Source organism: Anaerobacillus sp. ABD4_527, assembly GCF_056160805.1.
In genome coordinates, this window is the sequence record NZ_JBSWXZ010000006.1 from 26,048 (window position 1) to 51,080 (window position 25,033).

The 25,033-nt window shown below is 40.1% G+C and carries 21 protein-coding genes and 1 riboswitch; of the genes, 16 read left to right on the plus strand and 5 right to left on the minus strand.

Translation table 11 applies throughout. From position 1 onward, the window contains the following. Positions 1–81: 81 nt before the first annotated feature. From ACXAHI_RS19330 to ACXAHI_RS19365, 8 genes are all read left to right on the plus strand, one after another. The gene (locus ACXAHI_RS19330; protein WP_474814073.1) at positions 82–789 is read left to right on the plus strand and encodes a CoA transferase subunit A; all 708 of its coding nucleotides are present in this window, start codon (positions 82–84) and stop codon (positions 787–789) included. Then, complete coding sequence (locus tag ACXAHI_RS19335) at positions 786–1,454, plus strand: CoA transferase subunit B (RefSeq protein ID WP_474850645.1); 669 nt, start codon at positions 786–788, stop codon at positions 1,452–1,454. Before ACXAHI_RS19330 ends, ACXAHI_RS19335 begins: the two co-directional genes overlap by 4 nt. Positions 1,455–1,469: 15 nt before the next feature. Next, entirely contained in the window at positions 1,470–2,789 is a 1,320-nt protein-coding gene (locus ACXAHI_RS19340) for a GntP family permease (RefSeq protein ID WP_474850647.1), read from the plus strand. 21 nt (positions 2,790–2,810) lie between these two features. Further along, the gene (locus ACXAHI_RS19345; RefSeq protein ID WP_474850649.1) at positions 2,811–3,590 is read left to right on the plus strand and encodes a 3-hydroxybutyrate dehydrogenase; all 780 of its coding nucleotides are present in this window, start codon (positions 2,811–2,813) and stop codon (positions 3,588–3,590) included. Between the two features lie 57 nt (positions 3,591–3,647). Beyond that, positions 3,648–4,823 (plus strand): acetyl-CoA C-acetyltransferase, encoded by a 1,176-nt coding sequence (locus ACXAHI_RS19350; protein WP_474850651.1) that lies wholly within the window; start codon positions 3,648–3,650, stop codon positions 4,821–4,823. Positions 4,824–5,110: 287 nt separating this feature from the next. After that, positions 5,111–6,169: a ribosome small subunit-dependent GTPase A gene (gene rsgA / locus ACXAHI_RS19355; protein WP_474850653.1), complete on the plus strand. Its 1,059-nt coding sequence runs from the start codon at positions 5,111–5,113 to the stop codon at positions 6,167–6,169. Between the two features lie 24 nt (positions 6,170–6,193). Continuing rightward, positions 6,194–6,694, plus strand: a complete 501-nt coding sequence (locus tag ACXAHI_RS19360; RefSeq protein WP_474850655.1) for a DinB family protein — start codon at positions 6,194–6,196, stop codon at positions 6,692–6,694. 42 nt (positions 6,695–6,736) lie between these two features. After that, positions 6,737–6,859 (plus strand): YuzL family protein, encoded by a 123-nt coding sequence (locus ACXAHI_RS19365; RefSeq protein WP_270182575.1) that lies wholly within the window; start codon positions 6,737–6,739, stop codon positions 6,857–6,859. Between the two features lie 52 nt (positions 6,860–6,911). On the opposite strand, the gene ACXAHI_RS19370 is transcribed toward ACXAHI_RS19365, so the two are convergent. After that, positions 6,912–8,321, minus strand: coding sequence for an aminotransferase class I/II-fold pyridoxal phosphate-dependent enzyme (locus tag ACXAHI_RS19370; RefSeq protein WP_474850657.1), 1,410 nt, complete (start codon positions 8,319–8,321; stop codon positions 6,912–6,914). Positions 8,322–8,695: 374 nt separating this feature from the next. On the opposite strand from ACXAHI_RS19370, the gene ACXAHI_RS19375 reads away from it, so the two are divergent. Continuing rightward, complete coding sequence (locus tag ACXAHI_RS19375) at positions 8,696–10,393, plus strand: peptide ABC transporter substrate-binding protein (RefSeq protein WP_474850659.1); 1,698 nt, start codon at positions 8,696–8,698, stop codon at positions 10,391–10,393. A 39-nt stretch (positions 10,394–10,432) separates the two neighbouring features. On the opposite strand, the gene ACXAHI_RS19380 is transcribed toward ACXAHI_RS19375, so the two are convergent. The 3 genes from ACXAHI_RS19380 to ACXAHI_RS19390 all read right to left on the minus strand — a co-directional run bounded on the left by ACXAHI_RS19380 (position 10,433) and on the right by ACXAHI_RS19390 (position 13,422). Next, positions 10,433–11,893: an amidase family protein gene (locus ACXAHI_RS19380; RefSeq protein WP_474850661.1), complete on the minus strand. Its 1,461-nt coding sequence runs from the start codon at positions 11,891–11,893 to the stop codon at positions 10,433–10,435. Between the two features lie 119 nt (positions 11,894–12,012). Continuing rightward, positions 12,013–12,594, minus strand: a complete 582-nt coding sequence (locus tag ACXAHI_RS19385) for an ECF transporter S component (protein ID WP_270182579.1) — start codon at positions 12,592–12,594, stop codon at positions 12,013–12,015. A 146-nt stretch (positions 12,595–12,740) separates the two neighbouring features. Beyond that, positions 12,741–12,876: riboswitch (FMN riboswitch) on the minus strand. 171 nt (positions 12,877–13,047) lie between these two features. Further along, positions 13,048–13,422, minus strand: a complete 375-nt coding sequence (locus ACXAHI_RS19390; protein ID WP_474850664.1) for a c-type cytochrome — start codon at positions 13,420–13,422, stop codon at positions 13,048–13,050. A 174-nt stretch (positions 13,423–13,596) separates the two neighbouring features. On the opposite strand from ACXAHI_RS19390, the gene spoIIP reads away from it, so the two are divergent. Then, on the plus strand, positions 13,597–14,766 hold the full coding sequence (spoIIP, locus tag ACXAHI_RS19395) for a stage II sporulation protein P (RefSeq protein ID WP_474850666.1): 1,170 nt from the start codon (positions 13,597–13,599) through the stop codon (positions 14,764–14,766). Positions 14,767–14,801: 35 nt separating this feature from the next. On the opposite strand, the gene ACXAHI_RS19400 is transcribed toward spoIIP, so the two are convergent. Beyond that, positions 14,802–15,374, minus strand: a complete 573-nt coding sequence (locus ACXAHI_RS19400; RefSeq protein ID WP_474850668.1) for a YitT family protein — start codon at positions 15,372–15,374, stop codon at positions 14,802–14,804. A gap of 127 nt (positions 15,375–15,501) precedes the next feature. Here ACXAHI_RS19400 and ACXAHI_RS19405 point away from each other — a divergent pair, with 127 nt between their 5' ends. The 6 genes from ACXAHI_RS19405 to ACXAHI_RS19430 all read left to right on the plus strand — a co-directional run bounded on the left by ACXAHI_RS19405 (position 15,502) and on the right by ACXAHI_RS19430 (position 24,953). Further along, positions 15,502–17,931 (plus strand): putative bifunctional diguanylate cyclase/phosphodiesterase, encoded by a 2,430-nt coding sequence (locus tag ACXAHI_RS19405; RefSeq protein ID WP_474850670.1) that lies wholly within the window; start codon positions 15,502–15,504, stop codon positions 17,929–17,931. 260 nt (positions 17,932–18,191) lie between these two features. Continuing rightward, positions 18,192–19,826: a M4 family metallopeptidase gene (locus tag ACXAHI_RS19410; RefSeq protein ID WP_474850672.1), complete on the plus strand. Its 1,635-nt coding sequence runs from the start codon at positions 18,192–18,194 to the stop codon at positions 19,824–19,826. 156 nt (positions 19,827–19,982) lie between these two features. Further along, positions 19,983–21,587 (plus strand): cation:proton antiporter, encoded by a 1,605-nt coding sequence (locus ACXAHI_RS19415; protein ID WP_474850674.1) that lies wholly within the window; start codon positions 19,983–19,985, stop codon positions 21,585–21,587. A gap of 197 nt (positions 21,588–21,784) precedes the next feature. Next, positions 21,785–22,297: a GNAT family N-acetyltransferase gene (locus tag ACXAHI_RS19420; protein WP_474850676.1), complete on the plus strand. Its 513-nt coding sequence runs from the start codon at positions 21,785–21,787 to the stop codon at positions 22,295–22,297. Between the two features lie 194 nt (positions 22,298–22,491). Then, positions 22,492–23,724: an ATP-binding protein gene (locus tag ACXAHI_RS19425; RefSeq protein WP_474850678.1), complete on the plus strand. Its 1,233-nt coding sequence runs from the start codon at positions 22,492–22,494 to the stop codon at positions 23,722–23,724. A gap of 17 nt (positions 23,725–23,741) precedes the next feature. Beyond that, positions 23,742–24,953, plus strand: coding sequence for an HD-GYP domain-containing protein (locus ACXAHI_RS19430; protein ID WP_474850680.1), 1,212 nt, complete (start codon positions 23,742–23,744; stop codon positions 24,951–24,953). Positions 24,954–25,033 lie beyond the last annotated feature (80 nt).

Genomic DNA, 25,033 nt, shown 5'->3' on the forward strand with positions numbered 1-25,033 from the left:
AGCGCTGTCAGTATTTTTCGAAAAATAAAAGTTGGCACGATACTTGCAACGGTTTATGTGAATGGGAAAGGAGTTGGAGTCATGAAGAAACAGTATGGCAGTGGTTATGAAGCAATAAAGGATATTAAAGACGGTTCAACGATTATGGTAGGAGGATTTGGTCTCGTAGGGATACCAGAACAGATGATTCTTGGTTTAGTGGAATCTGGTGTTAAAGATCTTACGGTTATCTCAAATAATTGTGGTGTAGATGAGTGGGGACTTGGTCTCTTGTTAAAGAAAAAGCAGATTAAGAAAATGATCGGTTCCTATGTAGGAGAAAACAAGGAGTTCGAACGTCAAGTTCTCTCTGGGGAGCTTGAGGTAGAGCTGATTCCACAGGGGACGCTAGCTGAACGGATTCGAGCTGGAGGTGCAGGAATCCCAGCGTTTTATACACCGGCTGGAGTAGGAACTGAAGTAGCAAGAGGGAAAGAAACAAGGATATTCGATGATAAGGAATATGTCCTTGAACATGCTCTGCATGCCGATTACAGCCTTGTACGAGCGAGTATAGCAGATGAGATGGGGAACCTTGTGTTCAACAAAACAGCAAGAAACTTTAACCCTATGATCGCAGCTGCAGGAAAGGTTACGTTTGCAGAAGTAGAACAAATCGTACCGACAGGCGAACTTGATCCAGATCAAATCCATACGCCAGGTATTTATGTTCAAGCATTGTTAGAGGCAGAGCAAGAAAAACGTATAGAGCGTCGCACTGTACGTGAAGAGCAAGGGGTGATGAAATGAGTACAACAAAGACGAATGTAAGAGAACGTATCGCTAGAAGAGCTGAACAAGAAATTGAAAGCGGTTTCTACGTCAATCTCGGTATCGGCATGCCGACGCTAGTTGCCAATCATATTTCAGATAATAAAGAGGTTGTTCTTCAATCAGAGAATGGGCTGCTCGGTATCGGCGCTTATCCTAAAGAAGGAGAAGTCGATCCTGACTTGATCAATGCTGGTAAAGAAACGGTTACAGCGATAACAGGTGCTTCGTTTTTTGACAGTGCTGAATCGTTCGGAATGATTCGCGGTGGCCACATTGATTTAGCCATTCTAGGAGGAATGGAAGTTTCAGAGACTGGTGATTTAGCGAACTGGATGATTCCAGGCAAAATGATTAAAGGTATGGGCGGCGCAATGGATCTTGTACATGGTGCAAAGAAAATCGCGGTCATTATGGAACACGTGAACAGAGATGGCGCACCGAAAATCGTTAAGTCATGTTCACTGCCTTTAACAGGTAAAGGTGTCGTCGATCGAATTATCACTGAACGAGCTGTAATCGATGTAACTGAAGAGGGTCTCGTGTTAAAGGAAATAGCAAAAGGTTATACGTTAGATGATATTAAGAATTCAACCGGAACAGATCTTGTAGTGGCGTCAGATATTGCGTATGACGCATTTTAAGAAGGAGGAACAAGAATGTTAAGTATGATTGGATTGATTGGGGGGCTTTTGCTACTCATCTACCTTACGATGAAAGGGATGAACCTGTTAGTAGTAGCGCCTCTATGTGCATTGTTTGTAGCAATCATGAGTGCTCTCCCATTGTTTCCTCAACTCGTTGAGGAGGATGCTGCGAATTTTGTTGGAAACTACATGGGAGGATTCGCAGGATTCGTAGCATCTTGGTTCCCGATGTTCCTACTAGGAGCGATCTTTGGGAAGGTGATGGAAGACAGTGGAGCAGCTGACAGTGTATCAAAGTGGGTCGTAGCAAAGCTAGGGATCAAACAGGCAGTACTCGCGATCGTGCTAGCATGTGCGATTTTAACGTACGGAGGCGTAAGCTTGTTTGTTGTAGCATTTTCCGTATATCCGATGGCAGTAAGTTTATTTAAACAAGCAGATTTGCCTCGTCGATTCATTCCTGCAGCTCTTGCTTTTGGATCGGTAACTTTCACGATGACATCTGCTGGTTCACCTGAGATTCAAAACTGGATTCCAATCGAATATTTAGATACAAGTCCATATGCAGGCTGGGAAGTCAGTTTAATCGTAGCATTGTTTATGGCAGGATTTGGGTACTGGTGGTTGAAGCGCATGATCTCGAAAGCTGTTGCTAACGGCGAAAAGTTCGTTGCAAGAGATGAAGATCCTGAGGTTGAAGACCGTCCGCTACCACATCCACTGATGGGGTTAGTTCCTCTTGTAATCGTATTGATCATCTCGTTTATCTTCCACGATAGTTTGAAACAGTCAGCTTTGATCATCGCGCTGCTTGGTGGAATCGTCGCTACATATTTGTTGAACAGAAAATATTTTGCGAACTTCGGTCGAGCTGTTTCTGATGGTACGTTAGGTGCCTTGATCGCGATCGGTAATACTGCTGCAGTTGTTGGCTTTGGAGGAGTAGCAAAGGCAGTTCCAGCTTTTGAAACGGCTGTTGGTTTTATGACTGGTATCCCAGGTAGTCCTTTGATTGGAGGAGCTATTGCGGTAAGTGTTATCGCGGGATTAACAGGATCAGCTTCTGGTGGACAAGTCATTGCATTGCCGATCCTTGCGCCGCATTATATTGACGCTGGTGTCAATCCTGAAGCACTTCACCGTACGATCGCGATTTCTTCTGGTGCACTCGATTCTCTTCCACACAATGGTTATGTGGTTACAACGATCAGAGCGATCTGTGGAGAATCACACCAGGATGCATACGGTGCAGTTGGAGCATTGACTGTAATCGTTCCGTTGATCGGCTTAGCGATTGCCATCATTTTATTTAGTCTTGGATTAGGAATATAAGGATTCAAAGGAGGAAGTCAGTTGTTTGTAAAAGACAAGGTAGTCGTGATCACTGGAGCAGCAAGTGGCATCGGTAAAGAGTTAGCAAAGGTGTTTTCTGATCACGGAGCAAACGTTGTTCTAAGTGATCTGAATGAGGAGAAGGTAAAGGAAGCTGCAGAAACAATTCGTGGAGAAGGTGCCGTAACGCTTGGAATTCGATGCGATGTAACGAAGGAAGAAGAAGTTCAGGCGATGCTCGACCAAACGATAGAACAATTTGAGCGAGTGGATGTACTGATCAATAATGCTGGGCTTCAGCACGTATCCAATTTGGAGGACTTTCCAACTGAAAAGTTTGAACTCCTTACAAAAGTAATGCTCGTTGCACCTTTCATTGCGACAAAACTCGTTTTTCCTATCATGAAGAAACAAGGTACAGGGCGCATTATCAATATGTCGTCGATCAACGGGTTAGTTGGGTTTTCAGGAAAGTCAGCATACAACAGTGCAAAGCATGGGATTATTGGCCTGACGAAAGTTGCTGCTCTAGAAGGTGCTGAGCACGGCATTACTGTAAATGCCGTGTGTCCAGGATATGTCGATACCCCATTAGTTCGTGGTCAACTAGAGGACCTTGCAGAGAGCCGGAATGTTCCTCTTGAGCGAGTATTAGAAGATGTCATTTATCCTCTCGTTCCGCAAAAACGCTTGTTATCGGTTCAAGAGATTGCGGATTATACAATGTTTCTGGCAAGTGACCAAGCGAAAGGAATCACTGGTCAAGCTGCTGTAATCGATGGAGGGTATACGGCTCAATAATATTTGTAAACGTTTTCCTTCCTTTGTAAAATAAAGATGAGGAATGGAGGAGATAGTGTGAAAGATGTGTTTATTTTAGAAGGAGCTCGAACGCCATTCGGGACATTCGGTGGTTCACTAAAAGACGTGTCGCCAACAGATCTAGGCGTAACAGCTAGTAAAGAAGCACTAAAAAAGAGTAAGGTCAGTCCTGAAGAGATCGACTTATCTGTCGTTGGAAACGTTATTCATTCAACTTCCAATGCATCTTATCTTGCTCGTCATATTGCATTAAAGTCTGGTATTCCAATCTCTAGTCCTGCTTTAACCGTGAATAGATTATGCGGGTCAGGATTGCAAGCAGTCATATCCGCCGCACAGTCAATCATGATGGGAGAAGGGGAAACAGCTCTCGCCGGTGGTTCAGATAACATGAGTCTATCACCTCACGTATTAAGAGGTAGCCGTTTTGGCACAAAACTAGGTGCCCCAAAAGTGGATGATATGCTCTCTGCTACCTTAACAGATGAATACACTGGATTCGGAATGGGTTTGACTGGAGAAAATTTAGCTGAAAAGTATGGGATAACGCGAGAAGACCAGGATGCATTCGCAGCACAAAGTCAAGAAAGAGCTTCACTTGCAAGAGCTCAAGGTAAATTCTCTGAAGAAATAGCACCAGTTGAAATTCAAGGGAAAAAGGGTACAACTGTTACTGAGGATGAGCATATTCGGGAAGGTACAACAACAGAAAAGCTAAGTACGTTAAAGCCAGCATTTAAAAAGGATGGTACCGTTACTGGTGGAAATGCAAGTGGCATTAATGACGGTGCAGCAGCTGTCGTATTAGCTAGTGAGGACTATGTATCTTCTCATTCTTTATCCCCGCTAGCACGCATCGTTTCATGGGGCATCGCTGGAGTCGATCCTTCCATAATGGGGATTGGACCAGTACCTGCTATTCAAACGGCATTAAAAAATGCTAACTTAACCATGCAAGATATGGACTTAGTCGAAGTGAATGAAGCCTTTGCTGCACAGTATCTAGCTGTGGAAAAAGAGCTAGAGCTCGACAGATCAATTGTTAATGTGAACGGAGGGGCGATTGCCCTTGGTCACCCTGTTGGAGCAAGTGGGACGAGGGTGCTCTATACCATGACGAAAGAACTCAAACGAAGAAATGGTAAGTATGGTGTGGCTTCCCTTTGTATTGGTGGCGGACAGGGAATCGCAGTTGTTGTAGAAATGGTCTAATCTTTCAGAAAACATTTACAATTAATTATAAGTAACATATAATGAGTGTACTACTAACGGAAAGGGGCTGTGTATTATGTTAAATCACAAAATGAGCATTGTAATTTCATATTGTGCACAGTCCAATCGATCGGCAGAATAATTCAGAAGATCCTTTTGATTAATAAGGCCATGGACTGTGCGCGTACATGTCCATGGTTTTTTTATCCCACACGTGTTGGGATGTGTGAAAAGCCGTGATTAACAACGGCTTTTTTTTATTACTTTTATTAATCAGGAGGATTTTAATGAAGTTAACGAATTTAGGATGGAACGATTATTTTGAAGCTATGCTTAATGAGAAACGTGTTGAAGGAAGAGAACCAGTAAGAGTGATCGAGGAGCATCGAGGCTCATATGAGGTTTCAAACGGGGAAACTGTGTTTCTTGCAGATCTATCAGGAAAATACCGTTATGAAGCAGATCAGCGAGAAGAATTACCTGCGGTTGGAGATTGGGTGATGGCGACGCTTTTACTTGAAGAGAAGAGAGCAATTATTCACGATTTGATACCAAGAAAGACAAAATTCTCAAGAAAAGCAGCAGGGAACAGGACAGACGAACAAATCGTAGCGGCAAATATCGATACTGTGTTTCTTGTAAATGCATTAAATCAAGATTTTAACTTAGCAAGAATTGAGCGCTACCTTGTCATGGCGTGGAAAAGTGGAGCTAACCCAGTCATCGTTTTAAGTAAAGCAGATTTATGTGATGATGCTGAGACAAAAGCTGATACTGTGAAGGAAGTTTCGATTGGAGTGCCTGTTCACATTGTTAGTTCATCGACTGGTGAAGGGCTTGAAGCACTAGAACAATATGTTAGTGACGGAAAAACCGTTGCATTGCTTGGATCTTCTGGAGCAGGAAAATCAACATTAATCAATAAGTTATATGGTAGTGACATTCTGCTAGTTCAAGGAATCAGAGACGAAGATGGAAAGGGGAGACATACGACGACAAGCAGGGAGTTAATCGTTCTTGAAACAGGCGGAATACTGATCGACACCCCCGGAATGAGAGAACTCCAACTTTGGGATGCGAGCAGCATGACGAACAGCTTTCAAGATATAGAAGAACTTTCTGAAAACTGTTTCTTTAGAGATTGCACACATACCGGGGAACCAAAGTGCGCAGTACTTTCTGCAATTGAAGAAGGAAGTCTCGACCAAAGGCGGTTCGACAATTACAAGAAATTTGAGCGCGAACTCGCTTATTTGGAAAGGCAAACGGATAAGAGGGCTCAAATCGAAGAACGAAAAAAATGGAAGAAACTAGCTGGAGATCGTACAAGACAACACCGCAGGTAATCTTATGCTGAGAGGAGCAAAATGATGGATGATGAACGTTCTGTTTTAGCTCAATATGCTTCTTTACCAGACTGGTTAACTCAAACGGTCAAGACGTTAAGTGATGATAGTTTTTTCACGCCGATTAAGCCGAATAAGTGGTCGGTTGCAGAAATTGTAGCCCACCTTCGTGTATGGGACACGTACCTGTTAGAAGAGCGACTCCCTTATATTCAGAAAGAAGCGAGGTTAAAGAAATCATCAGTTAGCGTTGAAGCGGTCAATTTAAAAGCCTCAAAGTATGCGATGTCAGGTAAATCAATGGAAGATTTGATTGAGGAATGTATTTTAGAACGTCGTAATATTGTAGCAAAGTTAAATGAATTTACGCTAGAAGAATGGGAACATACCTTTTATATTGATCATTATCCATTGTGTTTAACAAGCTATATAAAAGGACTTATTGAACATGATCATCATCATAAACTCCAAATCGAGGTTTTTATGAACGAACAGGGCATAGAATTCCATAGTCTTCTTTCATAAGAGACCACTCCTCCGGACATGCTATGAGTGGAGGTGAGTCGTATGGCAAAGCGAAAAGCAAATCCATCTACAACAGGCCTTCCTTCTTCTCAGCCTGAAGGACAGGGAACTGGTATCGAGTTAGGCGAGCCGCAAGATTCCAAGAGGAAGAAGAAAAAGAAATAGAAAAAAGTGTGTTGCTTTAAAAGCAACACACTTTTTTATTGTGAAAGAATGCTTAAGCTTGTACCAACTCTCGCCTAAGAATTTTGTTCATACTAGCAACCAATCTTCTGGCACCTTCAATTAATGGTTCTCGGTCTACATAGAAGAGGGGTACTTTGATTCGTACGGTGTCGTCGGCTCCAGCATGCGGAAGAATCAGCAAACGCTCTTCTAGAAATACTTTAACAATTTCTTTGTCAGGCATCTGAGTCTTTATATCGATCCATAGGGAAGTAGGATCACCTTTCTCCACAATCGTAATATTTTCTGAGAACGGCTCGATTACCGATAGGAGGTGGTGTCTTCGATCATTCAATTCTATTAACACATCATCGAGATGAGACATCATTACTTCTGAACTCAAAATATTATCGACAAGTTCCAAAAGAACAGGAGGTGGGATAAGACCGAGCTGCATTTGAACCTCTTGAAGACGAAGCTTCACATTAGATGGTCCTATGATCCATCCGATGCTAATCCCTGGTGCAATCCCAGTGAAGTGACCAATTTGTATGACAAATTTACGATCACTTGCTAGTTCATAGTAAGTAGGGATAGAACTGACTTTAGAATGGATGAGTAGTGGTGCTTCAATAATTTCCACCATCGGAATAGTCGCTCTTTCGCATAATTGTAATAGATCCGCTCGTTTCTTGCTCGTCGATGTTTTGTTACTCTCATTGTATAGTGGGCTCGTGATGACGAGTTTAAGTTTTTCTTTTCGTAACAGCTGCTCTGTCAAAGGGTTGTCAATTGAGAACCATATCACTTTTATACCTGAAGTCAATAACATATTAATGTGTGAAAATTTAGCGGGCGCTTCGACAGCAATGGTGTCGCCTGGTGTGAGTAGACATTTGAGTGAGATGAGTATGGACTGTTCGATGCTAGAAGTAAGAACCATGTTTTCCGGGTTAGCTTCATTTTCGATGAATTGACATAAAGAGCTTGTAATACTTGAAGTTACGGATCGTCCATTGCTCTCTCCGGTTGTAAAAGGAATTAATTCCTTTGTTTCTTTTGCCAAACAAAGATCAGAGGCGGCAGTGCCTGACATCAAATTAATAAATGAGGGTTCATTCATATATTGGTACACTTGTCTGAAAACCAAGCTGTCTTCGTTTAAGTGATGATTACGTAATTTGTTCCAAGTGATCGAGTGATTGGGGAGAAGATCTTCAGCTTCTTCGCTTACGCGCGTACCGCTACCTTGCTTAGAAGTGATTAAACCGCTCGCTCTTAATTCTGCGTAAGCAGTCGTGATCGTACTCCGGTTTACCTCCAGTTGTATCGCAAGTTCGCGTTCGGTAGGAAGAAGAGTACCTGGTATCAGGTAGCCATTCAAGATGGCATTCTGATAGTATTCTACAATTTGTTTGTAAAGTGGCTTCTTACTATCAAAATCTAGGATGAGTCTCGCCATTTTTTATCACCTCATACACTATTATAGAGAAATTTAAAGAAAATTGTATAAATTTTTAAAAAACTTTTTAGCTCAAAAGTCCTTGATATATAAGGAGAATAAGCCATTTGCATGAATTTATAACATAAATTTACAAATTGGTTGGTGTCAATTTGACTAAATTGGATGGTTACAGAAAGTTTTTTGAAATTTACAATAAGTTTAAACATTCAGGTAACTAGTCGGATTTCATTCTTTGAAATGGGTTTAGGCGTACATAGCAATGAGTGAGGTGACCTCCCTGTTATTGCACTCATTATCGTTCCTTTTTCCATATTGAAAAGAAAGGAATCAAGCCAATTACCTGGATGGCAAAACAAATAGGGGGTAAAACAATGAAAAAGAAGTTTTCTCTACTGCTTTCAGTCATCATGTTGTTAAGCCTTTTCCTTGCAGCTTGTTCTGGTAATTCCAGTACTTCTGGAAATACAAACAGTGAAGGAAAAGCATCAGGAGATTCAGAAAGCACTGAAGAAACAAGCAAAGAACAGGTATTGAATCTTACGGATACACAGGATATCCCAACGATGGATACTACACAGGCAACTGACACTGTAGCATTCAACGTAATGAACCAGGTATTTGAAGGTCTATATCGTTTAGATAAGGATAATAAACCTGTCCTTGGTATGGCTGCTGAAGAGCCTAAGGTTGAAGAAAAGGATGGGGAAACGGTTTATACATTTACGATTCGTGACGATGCGAATTGGTCTGATGGTACACCGGTAACAGCTGAAGATTTCGTTTACTCTTGGCAGAAGATCATTCATCCTGATACATTGGGCGGATACGCTTCAATGCTAGGAACAGCTGGTGTCAAAAATGGAAATGAAATCGTAACTGAAGGTGACCCGCTTTACGGTAAAGTTGAAGAACTTGGAGTTAAAGCAGTAGATGAGAAGACTCTTGAAGTTACTGTTACTCAGAAGGTTCCTTACTTCTTCGACCTTCTAACATTTGCTTCATTCTATCCACAGCCTTCTAAATTTGCTGAAGAGCAAGGTGAAAACTATGCTCTAGAAGCAGATACTATGCTATACAACGGACCATTTACTCTTGCTGAGTGGAACCATGGTGAAGGTTGGAAGCTTGCTAAGAACGACGGCTATTGGGATGCTGACACTGTAAAGCTTGAAGAAGCAAACTATAAAATCGTTAAAGATGAAGCTACACGCGTTAACCTTTACGAAACTGGAAAAATCGATCGTGCTAGTCTAAGTGCAGACTTTGTTGATCAGTTCCAGGGAAGAGAAGATTTCTCTACAATTCTTGATACAGCGATCTTCTTCCTTCGTATGAACCAAAAGAATGAAGCGCTAGCGAACAATGACATTCGTAAGGCACTATTCCTTGCATATGACCGTGATGGTCTAGTAAACGTATTGCTAAACAACGGTTCAATTGCTGCTCGTTACCTTGTTCCAAAAGATTTCTTATTCAAAGATGGTGAAGATTTCAGAGCACCAGCTCCAGAGGGCTACCTTGCTGACAAAACAGCAGATGACGCTGCTGAATACTGGAAGAAAGGGCTAGAAGCGATTGGACAAGATTCAGTTGATCTTGAATTCCTAACAACTGATTCAGAGCTTGCTTCTAAAATTGCTGAATACGCAAAAGAGCAGTTTGAGTCTAAGTTAGATGGACTTACAATTACAATCAACAAACAGCCTTGGAAGCAGTTCCTTGATCTTGAAGATGCAGGTGACTTCGATATCTCAACTGGTGGTTGGGGACCAGACTATCCAGATCCAATGACTTACGTTTACATGTTTGAAACTGACGGAGCATACAACCGTATGGATTACTCTAGCGAACAGTATGACAAGCTCGTTTCAGATGCTAAAGTTGAAACGGATCAGCAGAAGCGTTGGGAAATGATGCAGGAAGCTGAGCGTATCCTTATCGAAGAAGATACGGCAATTGTTCCTACTTACCAGCGTGGTGGTGCAATCTTGATGAAAGATCATGTTAAGAACTACCATATCCACAAATTTGGTGCAGATTCTACACTTAAGTGGGTAACAATCGAATAGTAAACGAAAGAAGAGTCGGGCTGCTGCCCGACTCTTTTTTTAGTTGCTAACAGGTTTGGTAATTGTTTTTGGTGCTTCACGGTGCTTTGTAAGCTGTTCAAATGTGTAAGCGAGTTTAATAAGTTGAGGTTCACTAAAAGATGGTCCTGTGAAGGTAATCCCAAACGGTTTGCCGTTTGAAGTAAACCCGCCTGGAACAGTGATGGATGGATAACCTGCTTTTGCAGGGAGGGTAGATCCATAGCTGCCGCCGAATACGATCGCATCCAAACCTTCGTTATTAAACAATGAATCTAGGCCCATTTCTTTTGCTTGTTTAATATCGTTAAGTCTACTTTTTAAATAATCCGGTTCTGTTAATGTGCCACTCGTTTCGTTTGCCTCGAGTAAGAGTGACTGACCATATTTCATTGTCTGTTCATTCTTATTATTGTAGTCTACGATTGTATTTAAGTTGAGCTTGGTTTCAGATCTTGTTTCGTTAGCAAGGTATGCATCGATTCCTGCTTTAAATTCATATAGAAGCACGTTGTAGTCATTTTCAAGTTTTTCTTGATCAGGTACGATCTCTTTAAATTCGGAGACGGAACACCCTGCTTCTTGTAATGCTGTAATAGCAAAATCAAACTGCTCTTGTTCTTCAGGGTGCATTTCGTCATAGTATCCATTCTTAATTACGCCAAGTTTGATGGTTTCAAAGGTAGGTTTGAAAAGATATGGCGTATAGTCACTTTGTGAGGGTGCACTAAGAGTAGAAGGATCTTTCTCATCTTGTCCTGCTAAAATTCCTAATAGAATTGCAGCATCGGTAACGTTTCTCGTAATGGGTCCTGCAGTATCTTGAGATGATGAGATAGGAATAATTCCTTGTCTACTCACCAATCCAACAGTTGGTTTAATCCCAACAGTTGAGTTTGAGCTTGCAGGGTTAAGGATCGATCCATTCGTTTCAGTACCGATAGAAGCAGTTGCGAAATGGCATGCAACTGCAGCCGCTGAGCCAGAGCTCGAACCGCCAACGTCTAAGGACCCTGGCCCATATGGATTTAAAACTTGACCGCCTCTAGAGCTATATCCATTCGGCATCGAGTCACTCATGAAGTTTGCCCACTCGGTCATGTTGGTCTTCCCAATGATAACCGCTCCCGCACGTCTGAGTTTCTTAACAAGAAACGCATCATCTCTTCCGAATGAATCGGAAAGGAGAGAAGAACCTGCACTTGTATGCATGTTGTCACCTGTATTGATGTTATCTTTCAGTAGGATAGGGATTCCGTGTAAGAGACTTCTTGGTCCCTGTATATGTCGTTCCCGGTCAAGACCTTCTGCAATGAATAAGGCATCAGGATTCACTTCTAACACTCCATTAAATTCGGGATTATACGTTGAGATTTGTTCTAAGTAAAAACAAACAAGCTCGTAGGATGTGGTCGTCCCTTCAAACATCGCTTGTTGTAAATCTAAAATGGTCGATTTTTCAAGCCAATCGATGGTTACCATAGTAGGAGCCTCCTTTTCTACTTTTTTTACGTATTCAACAAACGAAAGTAGTTTTCCTTCAATTGGAAAAAGGGTCAAAATAAAAACGCGTATCCAGTGTGGATACGCGCTCGAATTTATTAGGCAAGCCTCGTTTGTTTTGCAAACCAGGGTTTTAACTTAATAAAGAATGCGATGAATATGCTCGCTACAATGAAACCTTTTATAAGGTTAAACGGTGTAATTCCTTTTAGAACCAGTGCTTGACGAGCTGAGTCAGACATCGCCTCAAACCCCATGAACCACGTATAGGCCGGTAGGATCAAGAGATAGTTCAACAATCCCATCATTGCTGACATCAATAGAGTACCTAGAATAAGCCCAATCGTAAGTCCTTTCTGAGTCTGATTAAACTTCCTGAATACAATGGAAGTCGGTACGATAAAGAATACACCTGCGATAAAGTTAGCGAGTTGACCTACAGGGACACCAGTGAAACTTCCTTGTATACCGTAATGAATAAGGTTCTTTATGGCTTCAACTAGTATACCTGCGGCAGGTCCATAAAGGATCGCCACAAAGAGTGCTGGAATATCGCTGAAATCAATCTGAAGGAAAACAGGAAATCCAGGAAGCGGAAAATCTAGTAGCATCAATAGATAGGAGATACTACTGAACATTGCGACAACAATCATGCGCTGTGTCTTCGATACAGTTTTCATTTGACATTGCTCCTTTGATTTTGAACCATCGAAAAGGAGATGTGGCCCTATGCACGAAAAAAACCATGAGTATGGGGCTCATGGTAGTCGGCATGGGGAAATAAGCAAGCTTATCGTCTATTTTTTCAATAGAAAGCTTGCTACTCCACCATCTTCTCCCATCCAGACTGTACTGTCGGCTCTGGATTTTCACCAGATCCTGCCCAAAAAACAGGCTCGCGGGCTTAAGGAAATTGCTCCTTCACCGCCGGTCGGGAATTGCACCCTGCCCCGAAGATAGTTCGTATAATGTTTTACAGCTTTATTATACACCGCGAGAGGTGATAACTCAACAAAAACATCTTGAATTCAAGCTATTCTATAATAGCGCTTTCAAAATAGGTTGAATACAGCATCGTTTAGAAATAATAAAAAGCTCTCTGTTGAAGAAACAGAAAGCTTTTTATTACAATACTATTTTTTTTCGGCTAGCCATGCGGCAACCATCTCAGCTTCTTCACCTTGAATCAAACCAGCTGGCATTCCGCCACCTTTACCATTCTTGATGATGTCGAGGATTTCGTCCTTAGAATACTTGCCACCTACAGCATTAAGTGCAGGACCTGCTCCTCCACCAAGGTCTCCACCGTGACAGGAAGCACAGTTCTGAGAGTAGATTTTCTCTGCTTCTCCTCCTGCTGAATCTTTTCCAGCAGACTCTTCCGTTTTTTCACCATGACCGCCTTCAGAGCCGGCATGTTCTTCCGTTGTTGTTAGCCAGTATGTAAAGCCTACAACGATCGCTAGGAACAAAATTGTCGAAGCAATATACGCCGATGATTTTCCCATTCTGTTCACCTCCCCTATCCTATCTTAATCATACTTTTCGCACATTCAATTATCAAATATATTTTGCATCTATTTTGAAACATATACGTTTCTACTATTGCTAGTAAAAAAATCTTCTAATGTAATTGGTGATTTCATAGACATAGAGTAAGAAGACGGTGGGGGAGAGAGCGTATGAAACAAAATGCTAAACTTTTTCAGAATCCTAGTAACAGTATGCTTAGAACACTTTCATTCCTTATGATCATTAGCTTAATCAGCTTATTTATCGTTGCAGGATTTATCTCTTCGTCCGAAACAAAATATCGATTTTCTTCATCGATGATGCACGATTGGGTAACGAGCTTCTCAAATGAGGCGATCATTTATGCGATGGGAACGGAAAATCATTATTTAACGCAAGTACTGCCCGAAGGAAGTGAACCGCCAGCATTATCCCTTGTTGCGTTTCAGTTCATCACGAGCATCAAACCAGGTGACATCCGAAGTCTCCTTGGTAGTGAGCTTCCGGGTTTTGCTCTGTATGATGCGAAGATTCACGTGGCAGGAGAAGGGACGAGCTTTGCTAACTTACCTGTAGAGTCAGTCCCCCCGCTGAATGATCTGCTTATAGAAAGGGATGTCCCATCTGACAAACTTACAATCCAAGATCCGAAGAAACCTGTAACACCTCCCGTTCAAACGACGAACGGTAAGGATGTCGCATTCATTTATCATTCACATAGCTACGAGTCATATTTACCATTGCTAGGCCTCGAAGGCAATAAGAATGGAGACCTTGCAAACGACGGGAAAACAAACATAACTCTCGTAGGAAAAATGCTAGGAGAAGCGCTGGAAAACAGAGGGATCGGTACAGTAGTCGATGAGTCGAATATTGGTGCGTTATTGAATGAAAAAGGTTGGCAACATGGTAAAGCGTACGATGTGTCGAGGACCATCGTTCAATCGGCTATGAGTAGTAATTCAGACTTTGATATGTTTATTGATATCCATCGAGATGCTCTACGGAAGGATGATACAACGGTAACCATCAACAATGAAAAATATGCTAGAACAGTTTTTGTCATCGGTGAAGAGAATCCAAACTATGAAAAGAACCTTAAGCTGGCAAAAGAACTCCATAATGCTCTCAAAGAAAAGTACCCTGGGCTAAGCAGAGGCGTAATCGGAAAGAAAGGACAGCGTGTAGATGGTGTTTATAACCAGGACATTTCTCCTAACGCAATGCTGATCGAAATGGGAGGAGTAGATAACAATCTCGAAGAACTAAGTCGCACAGTTGAAGCCATCGCTGACGTTCTAAGTGAACACTACTGGAGTGTATTAAAAGTTAATAATTAAGTAAAAAACGCTGGCTCCTAATGGAGTCAGCGTATTTATGTAGCTTCTTTTTTGATTGTGAGTAAGCTTGTAGCGATTCCAACAAACAAGATCGCGATAGCAGAGTACATCGTAGAATTTAAACCAATCGTTTTTGAGCCGATAATAATAACGAGTCCATCGATAAGGAAAATAATGACTCCTACATTTAGAGATGATATTTTGGCGATAAACTGTGCTAAAAGGTCCGTCCCACCTGTGCTTGTGTCATATCTAAGCATAATTCCAATTCCTGAACCTACAAAAAAGCCTCCGATCATAGCACTTATTAAAGAAGGGTATTGAAAGGAGTGGCGCATAGGAGAAAGGATGTCGATAAAGAAAGAAGATAGTAATAATCCATGAAGGCTATTATAAAAGTAAGGACGAAAATAAAGGAAGGCATATACATAAAGTGGAATACTTAAACATATTATTGTGAGTCCCGTTTCGAACCCCCATATATATTTGAAGATTAACCCAATTCCAATCATACCCCCATCAATGAGATGGTTTGGGACAAGAAACCCATTGACTCCTACTCCGACCATTATACTTCCAACAAAAACAGCTGCTATTTTCTTTAGCATGGTGCGATCACCTGCTTGTTCAGGGTTGTTTTAATATGTATGTTTTCAGAGAGATTTTCATTACGTGTTTGTTGATTACCAGAAAAGAAAATGCTGCCTAGTTGCCAGCAGACTGTCGGGGGTCCTCATGTTTTCAATAATCGAACTATATACGATCGAATACGCATTATACATAGCAGGTTTTATGATTTCATTCTTGATCATTTATGGCGGTGTTTTTCTATTTCTGAATTACAATAAGAAGCCGATACGAAAAACTAGAAAAACCGTTGTGATCGCGTCCATTCTACTCGGGTTATCACAGTATATGATTAACCTTCTATTCAACTTATCCATTTCAATCCCGGGTTCTGTACATGTTTATTTGTATCATGCTATTTTATCGATCTTGTTGAGCTCATTGTTTTCCTATCTTATTATCAAACTGTTCATTAACAAAAAGATGACTCCAAAGTATCATTTGATTGGATCTATGATGATTACTAGTGCGATCCTAACCACATTGATACTTGGCAACCTTGTCTTCTTTGCGGAATCGCTGTCCATTCAGTCGATCCATATCATCTTATTTATTATCATTTCATTTGCTTTTTCGTTATGTATCGTACGTTTCTTATTATTGTTGAACCTAAATGGTAATCAGCGGTATTATCGCATTTGGTTATTTGCAGGGAGTTTCGCAGCAAGTATCGTATTTTCTTGTTTACCATACCTGTTGTTTTTTGGGATGGTCGATCAAAGTTTATACCTTAAAGAAGAGAATTCCTTTGGACCTTATCTGATAGCGGTTGCATTTAATTACATCTGTTTAGGAATTTTAGTATATGTTCCAGATCGATACGGAATCGCTAGACAAATAGAACAAACCGATCGGCTAGTACAAAACGAACAGCAGTTTAAAACGCTTTTTCATCACAATCCAGATGCTGTGTTTTCAATCGATAAGAATGGGAAATTTGCGAGTGTAAACTATGTAGCTGCTGAGTACACAGGGTATTCGATTCCAGAGTTAAAAACAAAGTTCTTTCATGAAGTCGTAGTCAGAGATGAGGTTCATCTTGCTAAGGGGATGTTCGGCCGTTCACTGCAAGGGGAAGTCCATCAATTCGATATTAAAATAAAGTCGAAGCGAAATAAGATTAAAGAGTTACATATCTCGACAGTACCAATTAATGTTGGAGGGGAAATAGTAGGTGTGTACGGCATCGCAAAGGACATTACTGAGAAAAAGCGTGCTGAAAAAACCATACATTTCCTTGCATACCATGATGAATTAACGGGGTTACCGAATAGGCGTTACTTCAACGAAAAGCTCACGTCTCTCCTAAATCAGAAAGTTCCCTCGGCATTTGCAATCATGTTGCTCGATTTTGATCGATTTAAGCGAATCAACGATTTGTTCGGTCACGATTTCGGGGATCTAGTTATCCAGTCCATCGGAAAACGATTGGAAGACGTATTAGATGAAAGTTTATTTGTAGCAAGATTAGGTGGAGATGAATTCACCATCATTCTTCCACGTTACAGTAAGAAGGAAGATGTAGAACGAGTCGCAGCTTCTATCTTACATGCATTTCAATCTCCTCTGATGATAGAGAATCAAGAATGCTTGTTGACTGCTAGCATCGGAATCGCTCTTTATCCGACTCACGGAAAGAAAGGGGCAGAGTTGCTCAAATACGCTGATATGGCGATGTATCATGTTAAGGAACAGGATATGAACAACTATGCGTTTTATCAAGAAGAGATGAGTGATCAAACGCTTCATAAAATCATGTTAGAGAACGATCTTCGAAAGGCTATTGAACAAGATCAGTTAATCGTCTACTATCAACCGAAAGTGAATACGGTGACAGGCAGCGTCATTGGCTTCGAAGCGCTCGTTAGATGGCTTCATCCTAAGATCGGGTTGATTGCTCCGAATGAATTCATCCAGGCAGCGGAAGAAACGGGTTTGATCGTTCCTATTGAAAAAATCGTTATAAAAAAAGCTTGTGAACAGTTAAAAGTTTGGCAAACGCAATACTGCGAAAGGTATACCATGTCAGTAAACATATCTCAGCGTCATTTCTATCAGGAGGACGTCGTCTGTACAATCATGAAAAACCTAGAAGACGCAGGCATTTCACCAGAATCGCTTGAAATTGAAATCACAGAAAGCATGGCGATGTTTAATGAGCACACCACGATTCAAAAGCTACAGAAGCTAAGGAAGCTAGGCGTTGGCGTAAGTATGGATGACTTCGGTACAGGCTATAGCTCTTTGCACTACATAACGAGATTACCTATTAACAGGGTGAAGATCGATCAATCTTTTATCAAAGGATTGATTGATAATTCTAGTAGTTTAGGTATCGTCACAACGATCATCTCTTTAGCGAGACATTTAAACTTAGAAATTATTGCAGAGGGCGTAGAAACAAAAGAACAGATTGACGTGTTGAAACGGTTAGAGTGCTTCGATGTTCAAGGATTTTATTATAGTAGACCGCTTCCAGGTAAGGATGTAGAAACCTATTTATTACAAACAAGTGAAACAGAGTTACCTAGTATATAGAGGAAATGTTCCTGAAAATTTGGGACGAGCAATAAGCTCGTCTCTTTTTTGTCCTTTAATAGTTAGAATTTTCCAGTATAGGAGAGTTGTAGATTTATTATATCACCAAGTGTTATTGAATGTTATTGGGAAATGTGGATGGAAACATCGGTAATATTCCTGTGTTTTTCTATATATTTCCCAATACAAACACAAAAATATCTGTGATATTCTACTAATGTAATAAAAATTCTAAACATTTTGAATTGGAGGAAAGCAGTATGAAAAAAGGAATGGTAGTAGCACTCGCCACTGGACTTGCTTTTGGATCAGCGCTTCCAACCGCTTCAGCAGCTTCTGATAAGGATCTTAGCCCGGATCAGAAAAATGCACTTCAAAAAATGGAGAATGTAAAACAAACGTGGGAAAAGGAAAGGAACGTACCTTCATTTCTATCTGGTAAACTATCAAAAGACAAAGTAGGGAACGAAAAAGCAGTCAAAGCGTTTTTAAAATCTAATGAAGGGTTATTCAATGTTAATCAAAAGAATTTAAAGTTGGTTAACGAATCTACAGATGAGTTGGGCATGACGCATTATGAATATGTCCAAACTGTTAAGGGAGAAGAAATTGACGGAGCGAAATTTATCGTACATACGGATAAAAACGATAATATTGTAGCGATTAACGGCGATTTACATCCTAATGCTGATAAAAACTTTAAAGGCAGTAGTAAGGCAAAGCTTTCTGATAAACAAGCGATTGCAAAGGCTTGGGATCACATCGATGTGAAGCCTAGTAATGTTGTAAGTGAAAACCCTAGTTTTGTTAGAAAATCCAAAGTTTCAGATCAAATAGAGAAGAGCGAGAAAGTTGTTGTTGAGAAGGACGATAAGTACTACCTTACTTATAAAGTGCAACTTCAGTTTATCGATCCTTATCCAGCAAACTGGCAAATCTTCGTTGATGCTCGAGATGGCTCAGTTGTAGATGCTTATAACGCTGTAACTGAAGGCGCTACAAGTGGATATGGTTATGATGTCCTTGGAAAATATAAATCTTTAAATACGTACTATGCTAACGGGACGTACTATCTATACGATGTAACAAAGCCTATGAGCGGTGTGATTGAAACGAGAACAGCGAATTATGGCACATCACTCCCGGGTAGCTATTCTGTAGATAGTAATAATGCTTTCACAGCAAACTCTCAAGGTGCAGATGTTAGTGCGCATTATAACGCTGGTGTAGTTTATGATTATTTTGAGAATACTCATAACCGAAACAGCTATGATAACAATGGCGCAACAATCCGTTCCACGGTTCATTACGGCTCGAACTACAATAACGCATTCTGGAACGGTTCTCAGATGGTATATGGTGATGGCGATGGCCAAACGTTTGATCCACTTTCAGGCGGACTCGATATCGTAGCGCACGAAATTACTCACGCTGTGACTGAAAGAACGGCTGGTCTAGTGTATCAGGATCAACCAGGTGCATTGAACGAATCGATGTCTGACGTGTTCGGTTATTTCGTTGAACCAGAAGATTTTCTGATGGGTGAGGATGTTTATACACCTGGTACACCTGGAGATGCGCTAAGAAGTATGTCTAATCCAGAGGCATATGGCCAACCATCTCACATGGATGACTACTACTATACTTCTTCTGATCACGGAGGCGTTCATACGAATAGTGGGATTCCGAACAAAGCAGCATACCTAACGATCCAGAGCATCGGGAAAACAAAAGCTGAGAAGATCTACTATCGTGCATTGAGTCTTTATATGACTCCAAACACTGATTTCAGTGACGCTCGTTCTTCATTATTACAAGCAACATCTGATCTTTACGGTACAGGATCTACCTATAACGCTGTAGCGAGTGCATGGGACCAAGTTGGGGTATACTAAAATATCATGATTAAGAAGAGCTCTCACTGAGGGCTCTTTTTTTTGTGTGAAAGTGATAAAAACGGGCATACTAACACGCAAGTGAATATCCGTGATTTTCCAATATACATACAATTTGGTTATAATAGAAACATAATAAAGAAGCGGAGGAAGGATATGGAACATTTAGACTTGCATCATATTTTTGAACTTGGCCTGATTCTCGTGATTATGGCAGCTGGAATAACAGCAGTTGCAAAAAAACTAAAACAGCCTTATCCTATCGCCCTGGTTATAATCGGAACGTTAATTGGCTTATTGAATATTCCTGTACTTGAACCGTTAAAGATGTTCATTACGGAAGGGGATATTTTTAATTTTGTTATTCTAACGATCTTTTTACCTGCATTGCTAGGTGAGGCTGCATTAAAGCTTCCGTTCTCTCATTTGAACGAAAACAAGAAGCCTATTCTTGCCCTTGCCTTTGGAGGGACATTTCTTTCCTTCCTCGTTATCGGGTTTTCAACGCACTATCTTCTGGATCTACCCATTCCTGTTGCATTTGTATTTGCGGCATTAATGAGCGCGACAGATCCGGTAAGCGTGCTTTCCATTTTTAAAAGTATGGGTGTTAACCATAAACTCTCTACAACGATTGAAGGCGAAAGTTTATTTAACGACGGACTTGCAGTTGTGTTGTTCAAAATCTCTGCATTTTCTCTTCTAGCTTATATGGATATGGGCTGGGGTGGACTGACTAGTGGTGTGATAGAGTTTGTGAAAGTTGTAGCTGGTGGTCTATTGATTGGTGGAGGCTTTGGATATGCAGTTTCAATCCTCACAAAGTACTTTGACGACTATCCCCTCGAAATTATTTTTAGCGTGATCCTATTCTATGGTGCTTATATTGCAGCAGAGAGTATTCACGTCTCAGGTGTTATTGCCGTGGTTATAGCAGCCCTCACTTTTGGAAACTTTGGTTCAAAAGTTGGAATGAGCCCAACGACAAGGTTAAATATTAATAACTTTTGGGATGTTGCAGCACTGCTTGCCAATTCAATCGTTTTTTTAATGGTCGGACTTGAAATTACGCGAATTGAATTTGCAGATAAATGGGGAACCATCGGCCTCGCGCTCTTAATCGTATTAGTCGGTAGAAGCATCGCAGTTTATGGAAGTACGATGTTTGTAAAAGGACTACCGGCATCTTGGCGACACGTTCTTAACTGGGGCGGGTTAAAAGGATCGTTATCCATCGCTCTAGTCTTAAGTTTGCCAGGTGATTTTGATGGAAGAGAAACCATCTTGATTCTTACCTTTAGTATCGTGTTGTTCTCTCTAGTCGTTCAGGGAATTACGATCAAGCCGTTAATCAATTATTTTGGTTTGCGAGCCAAGCACAGTGGCTCAAAAGAATACGAAGATATCGTTGCAAACCTACATAGGCATGAAGCGGGAATTGCTGAAATTCAAAAGATAAAATCACAGCTCTTTATTCCAGAGCCCGTCTATGGAGAAATGCTTTCGACCTATGAAAAAGAAATTGACGAGATTCACGATAACCTTGATCGTCTTTTAGAAGAACATCCTCACCTCAAGAAGAGTCAGCTTATCACGCTGAAGAAGCATTCTTTATATGCACAGCACGCACGGATTACAGAACTAGAGCAAGATGAAATTATTTCGATTCCAGTTGCCGAAAAGTACAAAGAAATCTTAAACAACGACCTGGCTAATATCGAAGAGGATGATACGTTGAAAGACTCTAAGGAATCTGATTAGGCTGCCGCACTTTTGTGGCAGCTTTTTTGTTTGTCCTGCATAAGCTATAAGAGAAAGGACAACATAAATAGAGAAAATTTCGTTTATTAAGGATTAGTAAGGGTATGGTTTACAGTAAGTAAACCTGTAAGGTATAGTGATAAAAGTCATTTTCACTTTCATTGAAAATAACTCACAAGGAGGACTTTTGAAATAAAATGCCTTACCTTCAGACCGATCGTCTGACCATTATTCCATTTTCCTTTGATCTTATTAAAGCAATGGCGAATAAGAAAGAACTAGAGAAATTATTACACGTTGAAGTTCCTCGAGAATTTGAAAACGTTCAGTTTGAAGACTTTCTACCATTTCACTTGGATGATTCTGATCTATCCAAGGTTAATTGCAAGTGGGAAGGAATCCTTATTCATACGTCTGATGAAAAAGTGATAGGAACGATGGGTTTCAAGAATACTGGCGACGCATCAGGAAATCTAGAAGTTGGATATCATTTAATACCAGACTATCGCAATAAAGGCTATGCTGTTGAAATGGCGAACGCTCTTGTAAGCTGGGTCTTTTCTGATAAATCTAAAGAAGAACATCCTGAATCTGAGAATATCGATTCAGTGATGAAACGCTTAGGCTTATCAAGACTAAAGGTTCAACAAAATATTGCGGAAGATAAAATAACCGAAGAGAAATTCATTAAGAAGAATAAATACATTTGAAGTTAAACCCCACATTCTAGTGGGGTTTTTTGTTTCTTGTCCATCCCACAGCACAGTACATTTCAGGACTGAAAATTTACAAATACAATATGAAAATTAAATAGGAATTTGGTAATTATTGTCGAATAATATGCTATAATCAAGAGTGTTTGAGATACATTAGTACTGCCTTAAATGCAGTGTTAGGAGTAGTTATGAAAGCAGCATCGTTAAGAGAAATCGTAGCAGAACAAGATAGGAAGGCTACTAAACTATTTATATATTTATTTACATTGGTAACCCTTGTTACTGGCGTGTATAAATTTGCTATCGAACCAAATCTTCCTACTAATCCAGGCACTCCTAGTGTCGATATCGATGAGTGGATTTATATTCTAACGGAAGTCGTTTTAATAATAGTAGGCTTTTATTTAATTAAGATTAGTAAAAGTTACACCGTTAAGTATGTATTTTTCATTGCTTATATAAGTGTAACGCTTATGACTGAAATTATAATTTATTCAATTTACGACATCCCATACTCTAGTGGTGGAGTAATGGAGATTTTCTTTGTGTTTTTCACTCCGATTTTTTTAAATAGAACATATTTCTGGTGGGTTACTATCGGGTTAATTTTAAAATATTTAATTGTTGGTAGCATCGTGTTGGCTTTAGAGATTATTTACCCGATTACATTACTAGGGTTAATATCAATCATTACATATATTTATTTAAACCGATCCCTTTCTTTCGTGAGTTCGATTGAAAGCGCTTATGAAAAATTAGCTCACCATGAGAAATTAGCCTTTATGGGACAGGTTGCAACTAGTATCGCGCATGAAATTAGAAATCCTTTAACATCTATTAAAGGTTTTTTGCAATTGCAGCAGTACCAAAAAGATATTGATGCAGAGCATTCTTCTATCATGATGGATGAACTGGAAAGGATCAATTTAATTGTTAACGATCTACTATTCCTTGGAAAGCCGAGTGCATTGTCATTTAAAGAAATGAAGGTCGAAAAAATTATCGATTATGTTGTAAAACTTACAATGAATCAAGCAGCAGCTAGTGGTGTAACATTCAATGTGGAAGTAACGAATGCTCTATCCACTGTACGTTGTGATGATAACAGGTTAAAGCAAGTCTTTATCAATATTATTAGAAATTCTATAGATGCGATGTCTCATGGTGGAATAATCAACATTACTGCCGATAACTATAGTGAGAGTGAAATCAAACTATCTTTCAGTGATGAAGGCAATGGAATCCCGCATGAGTATATAGAAAAACTACATGAACCGTTTTTTTCTACAAAAGAAAATGGTACAGGCTTGGGATTGATGGTAAGCTATCGAATTATCGAGGAACACAATGGAAGAATTGAGGTAGAAAGCTTACCCAACGTAGGGACAACGTTCCATATATATTTACCTTCGACAAACTGAAAAATGGGGTAGCGATTATGAGGAAATTTGTAAACTCAACATTATTATCAGAGGAAAAACGTGCGGTCATACTGTTCGTTTGGCTCTTTTATATAGTTTCACTATCATATGATTTATTTAATAGTGTTATCTTGAGTCGACTTGTTAATGTTGATACACCAGACACATTACATGAAGGTTTAGGGATATGGTATTTCATCATCGAATTATCATTTATTCCTTTCATTATCTATTATTTAAAAGGTGAACTTGCATATCGCATTAAATATATGATTTTCGTAGGTTTTACGATCATTAACTTAGTAAATGATGTCATTATTTATTATGGAAATGACTATCCATATAGGAGCGGGAATATAGCTGAACTATTAATCGTTTTGCTTAGTCCTATTTTTGTTAACAAGACGTATTTTTGGTTTGTTTCAGTTGGGACACTTATTAAGTATCTACTGATAGGACTAATACTAAATGATCAAACCATCTTCCTTCCCATTCTTATACTAGTTGTCGTCGTTTTAATTGCTTACATTCTACTAAGACGTTTTATGTCATATGTACAAGCTATACAAACGACTTTTGATGATCAACTAGAAGGAATAGTAAAGGGTGTAGTAGCTACGCTAGAGCTGAAAGATCCTTATACTCGTGGGCATAGTCAACGAGTAGCTGCTTACTCAACTATTCTAGCTAAAAAAATGGGTCGTTTTACAACAGAACAGCTCATCACCTATAACTATTCATGTTTGCTTCATGACGTAGGAAAAGTGAATATTCCAGATAGCATTCTAATGAAGCCGACGCGATTAAATAACGAGGAGTACCAAATTATAAAAAGTCATCCTACAGTTGGGGCAGAAGCACTTTCTGGTATAAAAGGACTTGAAAGTTGTCTAGACGTTGTAAGATACCATCATGAAAGATGGGATGGAAAAGGGTATCCGGAAGGTTTAAAAGGAGAAGAAACTCCGATCTTAGCACGCATAACGGCGGTTGCAGATGCCTTCGATGCGATGACTTCTTCACGATCTTACCGTCCAGCGATGTCACCTGATGAAGCTTACAATCAAATAATTGAAGGTAAGGGTACTCAATTTGATCCTGAAATGGTGGAGTTATTTAAAAGGGTATTTCCTGAATGGTCTGCTTATCAGCAGAAACATGCTACGTCATTAGAAAAACCTAGGATTAAAGGAGGTGAAAACAAATATGAAAATTCGCAAACTCAATAAGGTGAAAACGACTTGCTGGTGGTGTAACTGGTTACCGCCAGGTTGGTAAGGAAGGGTGCGTTTTTAGCACCCTCTTTTTT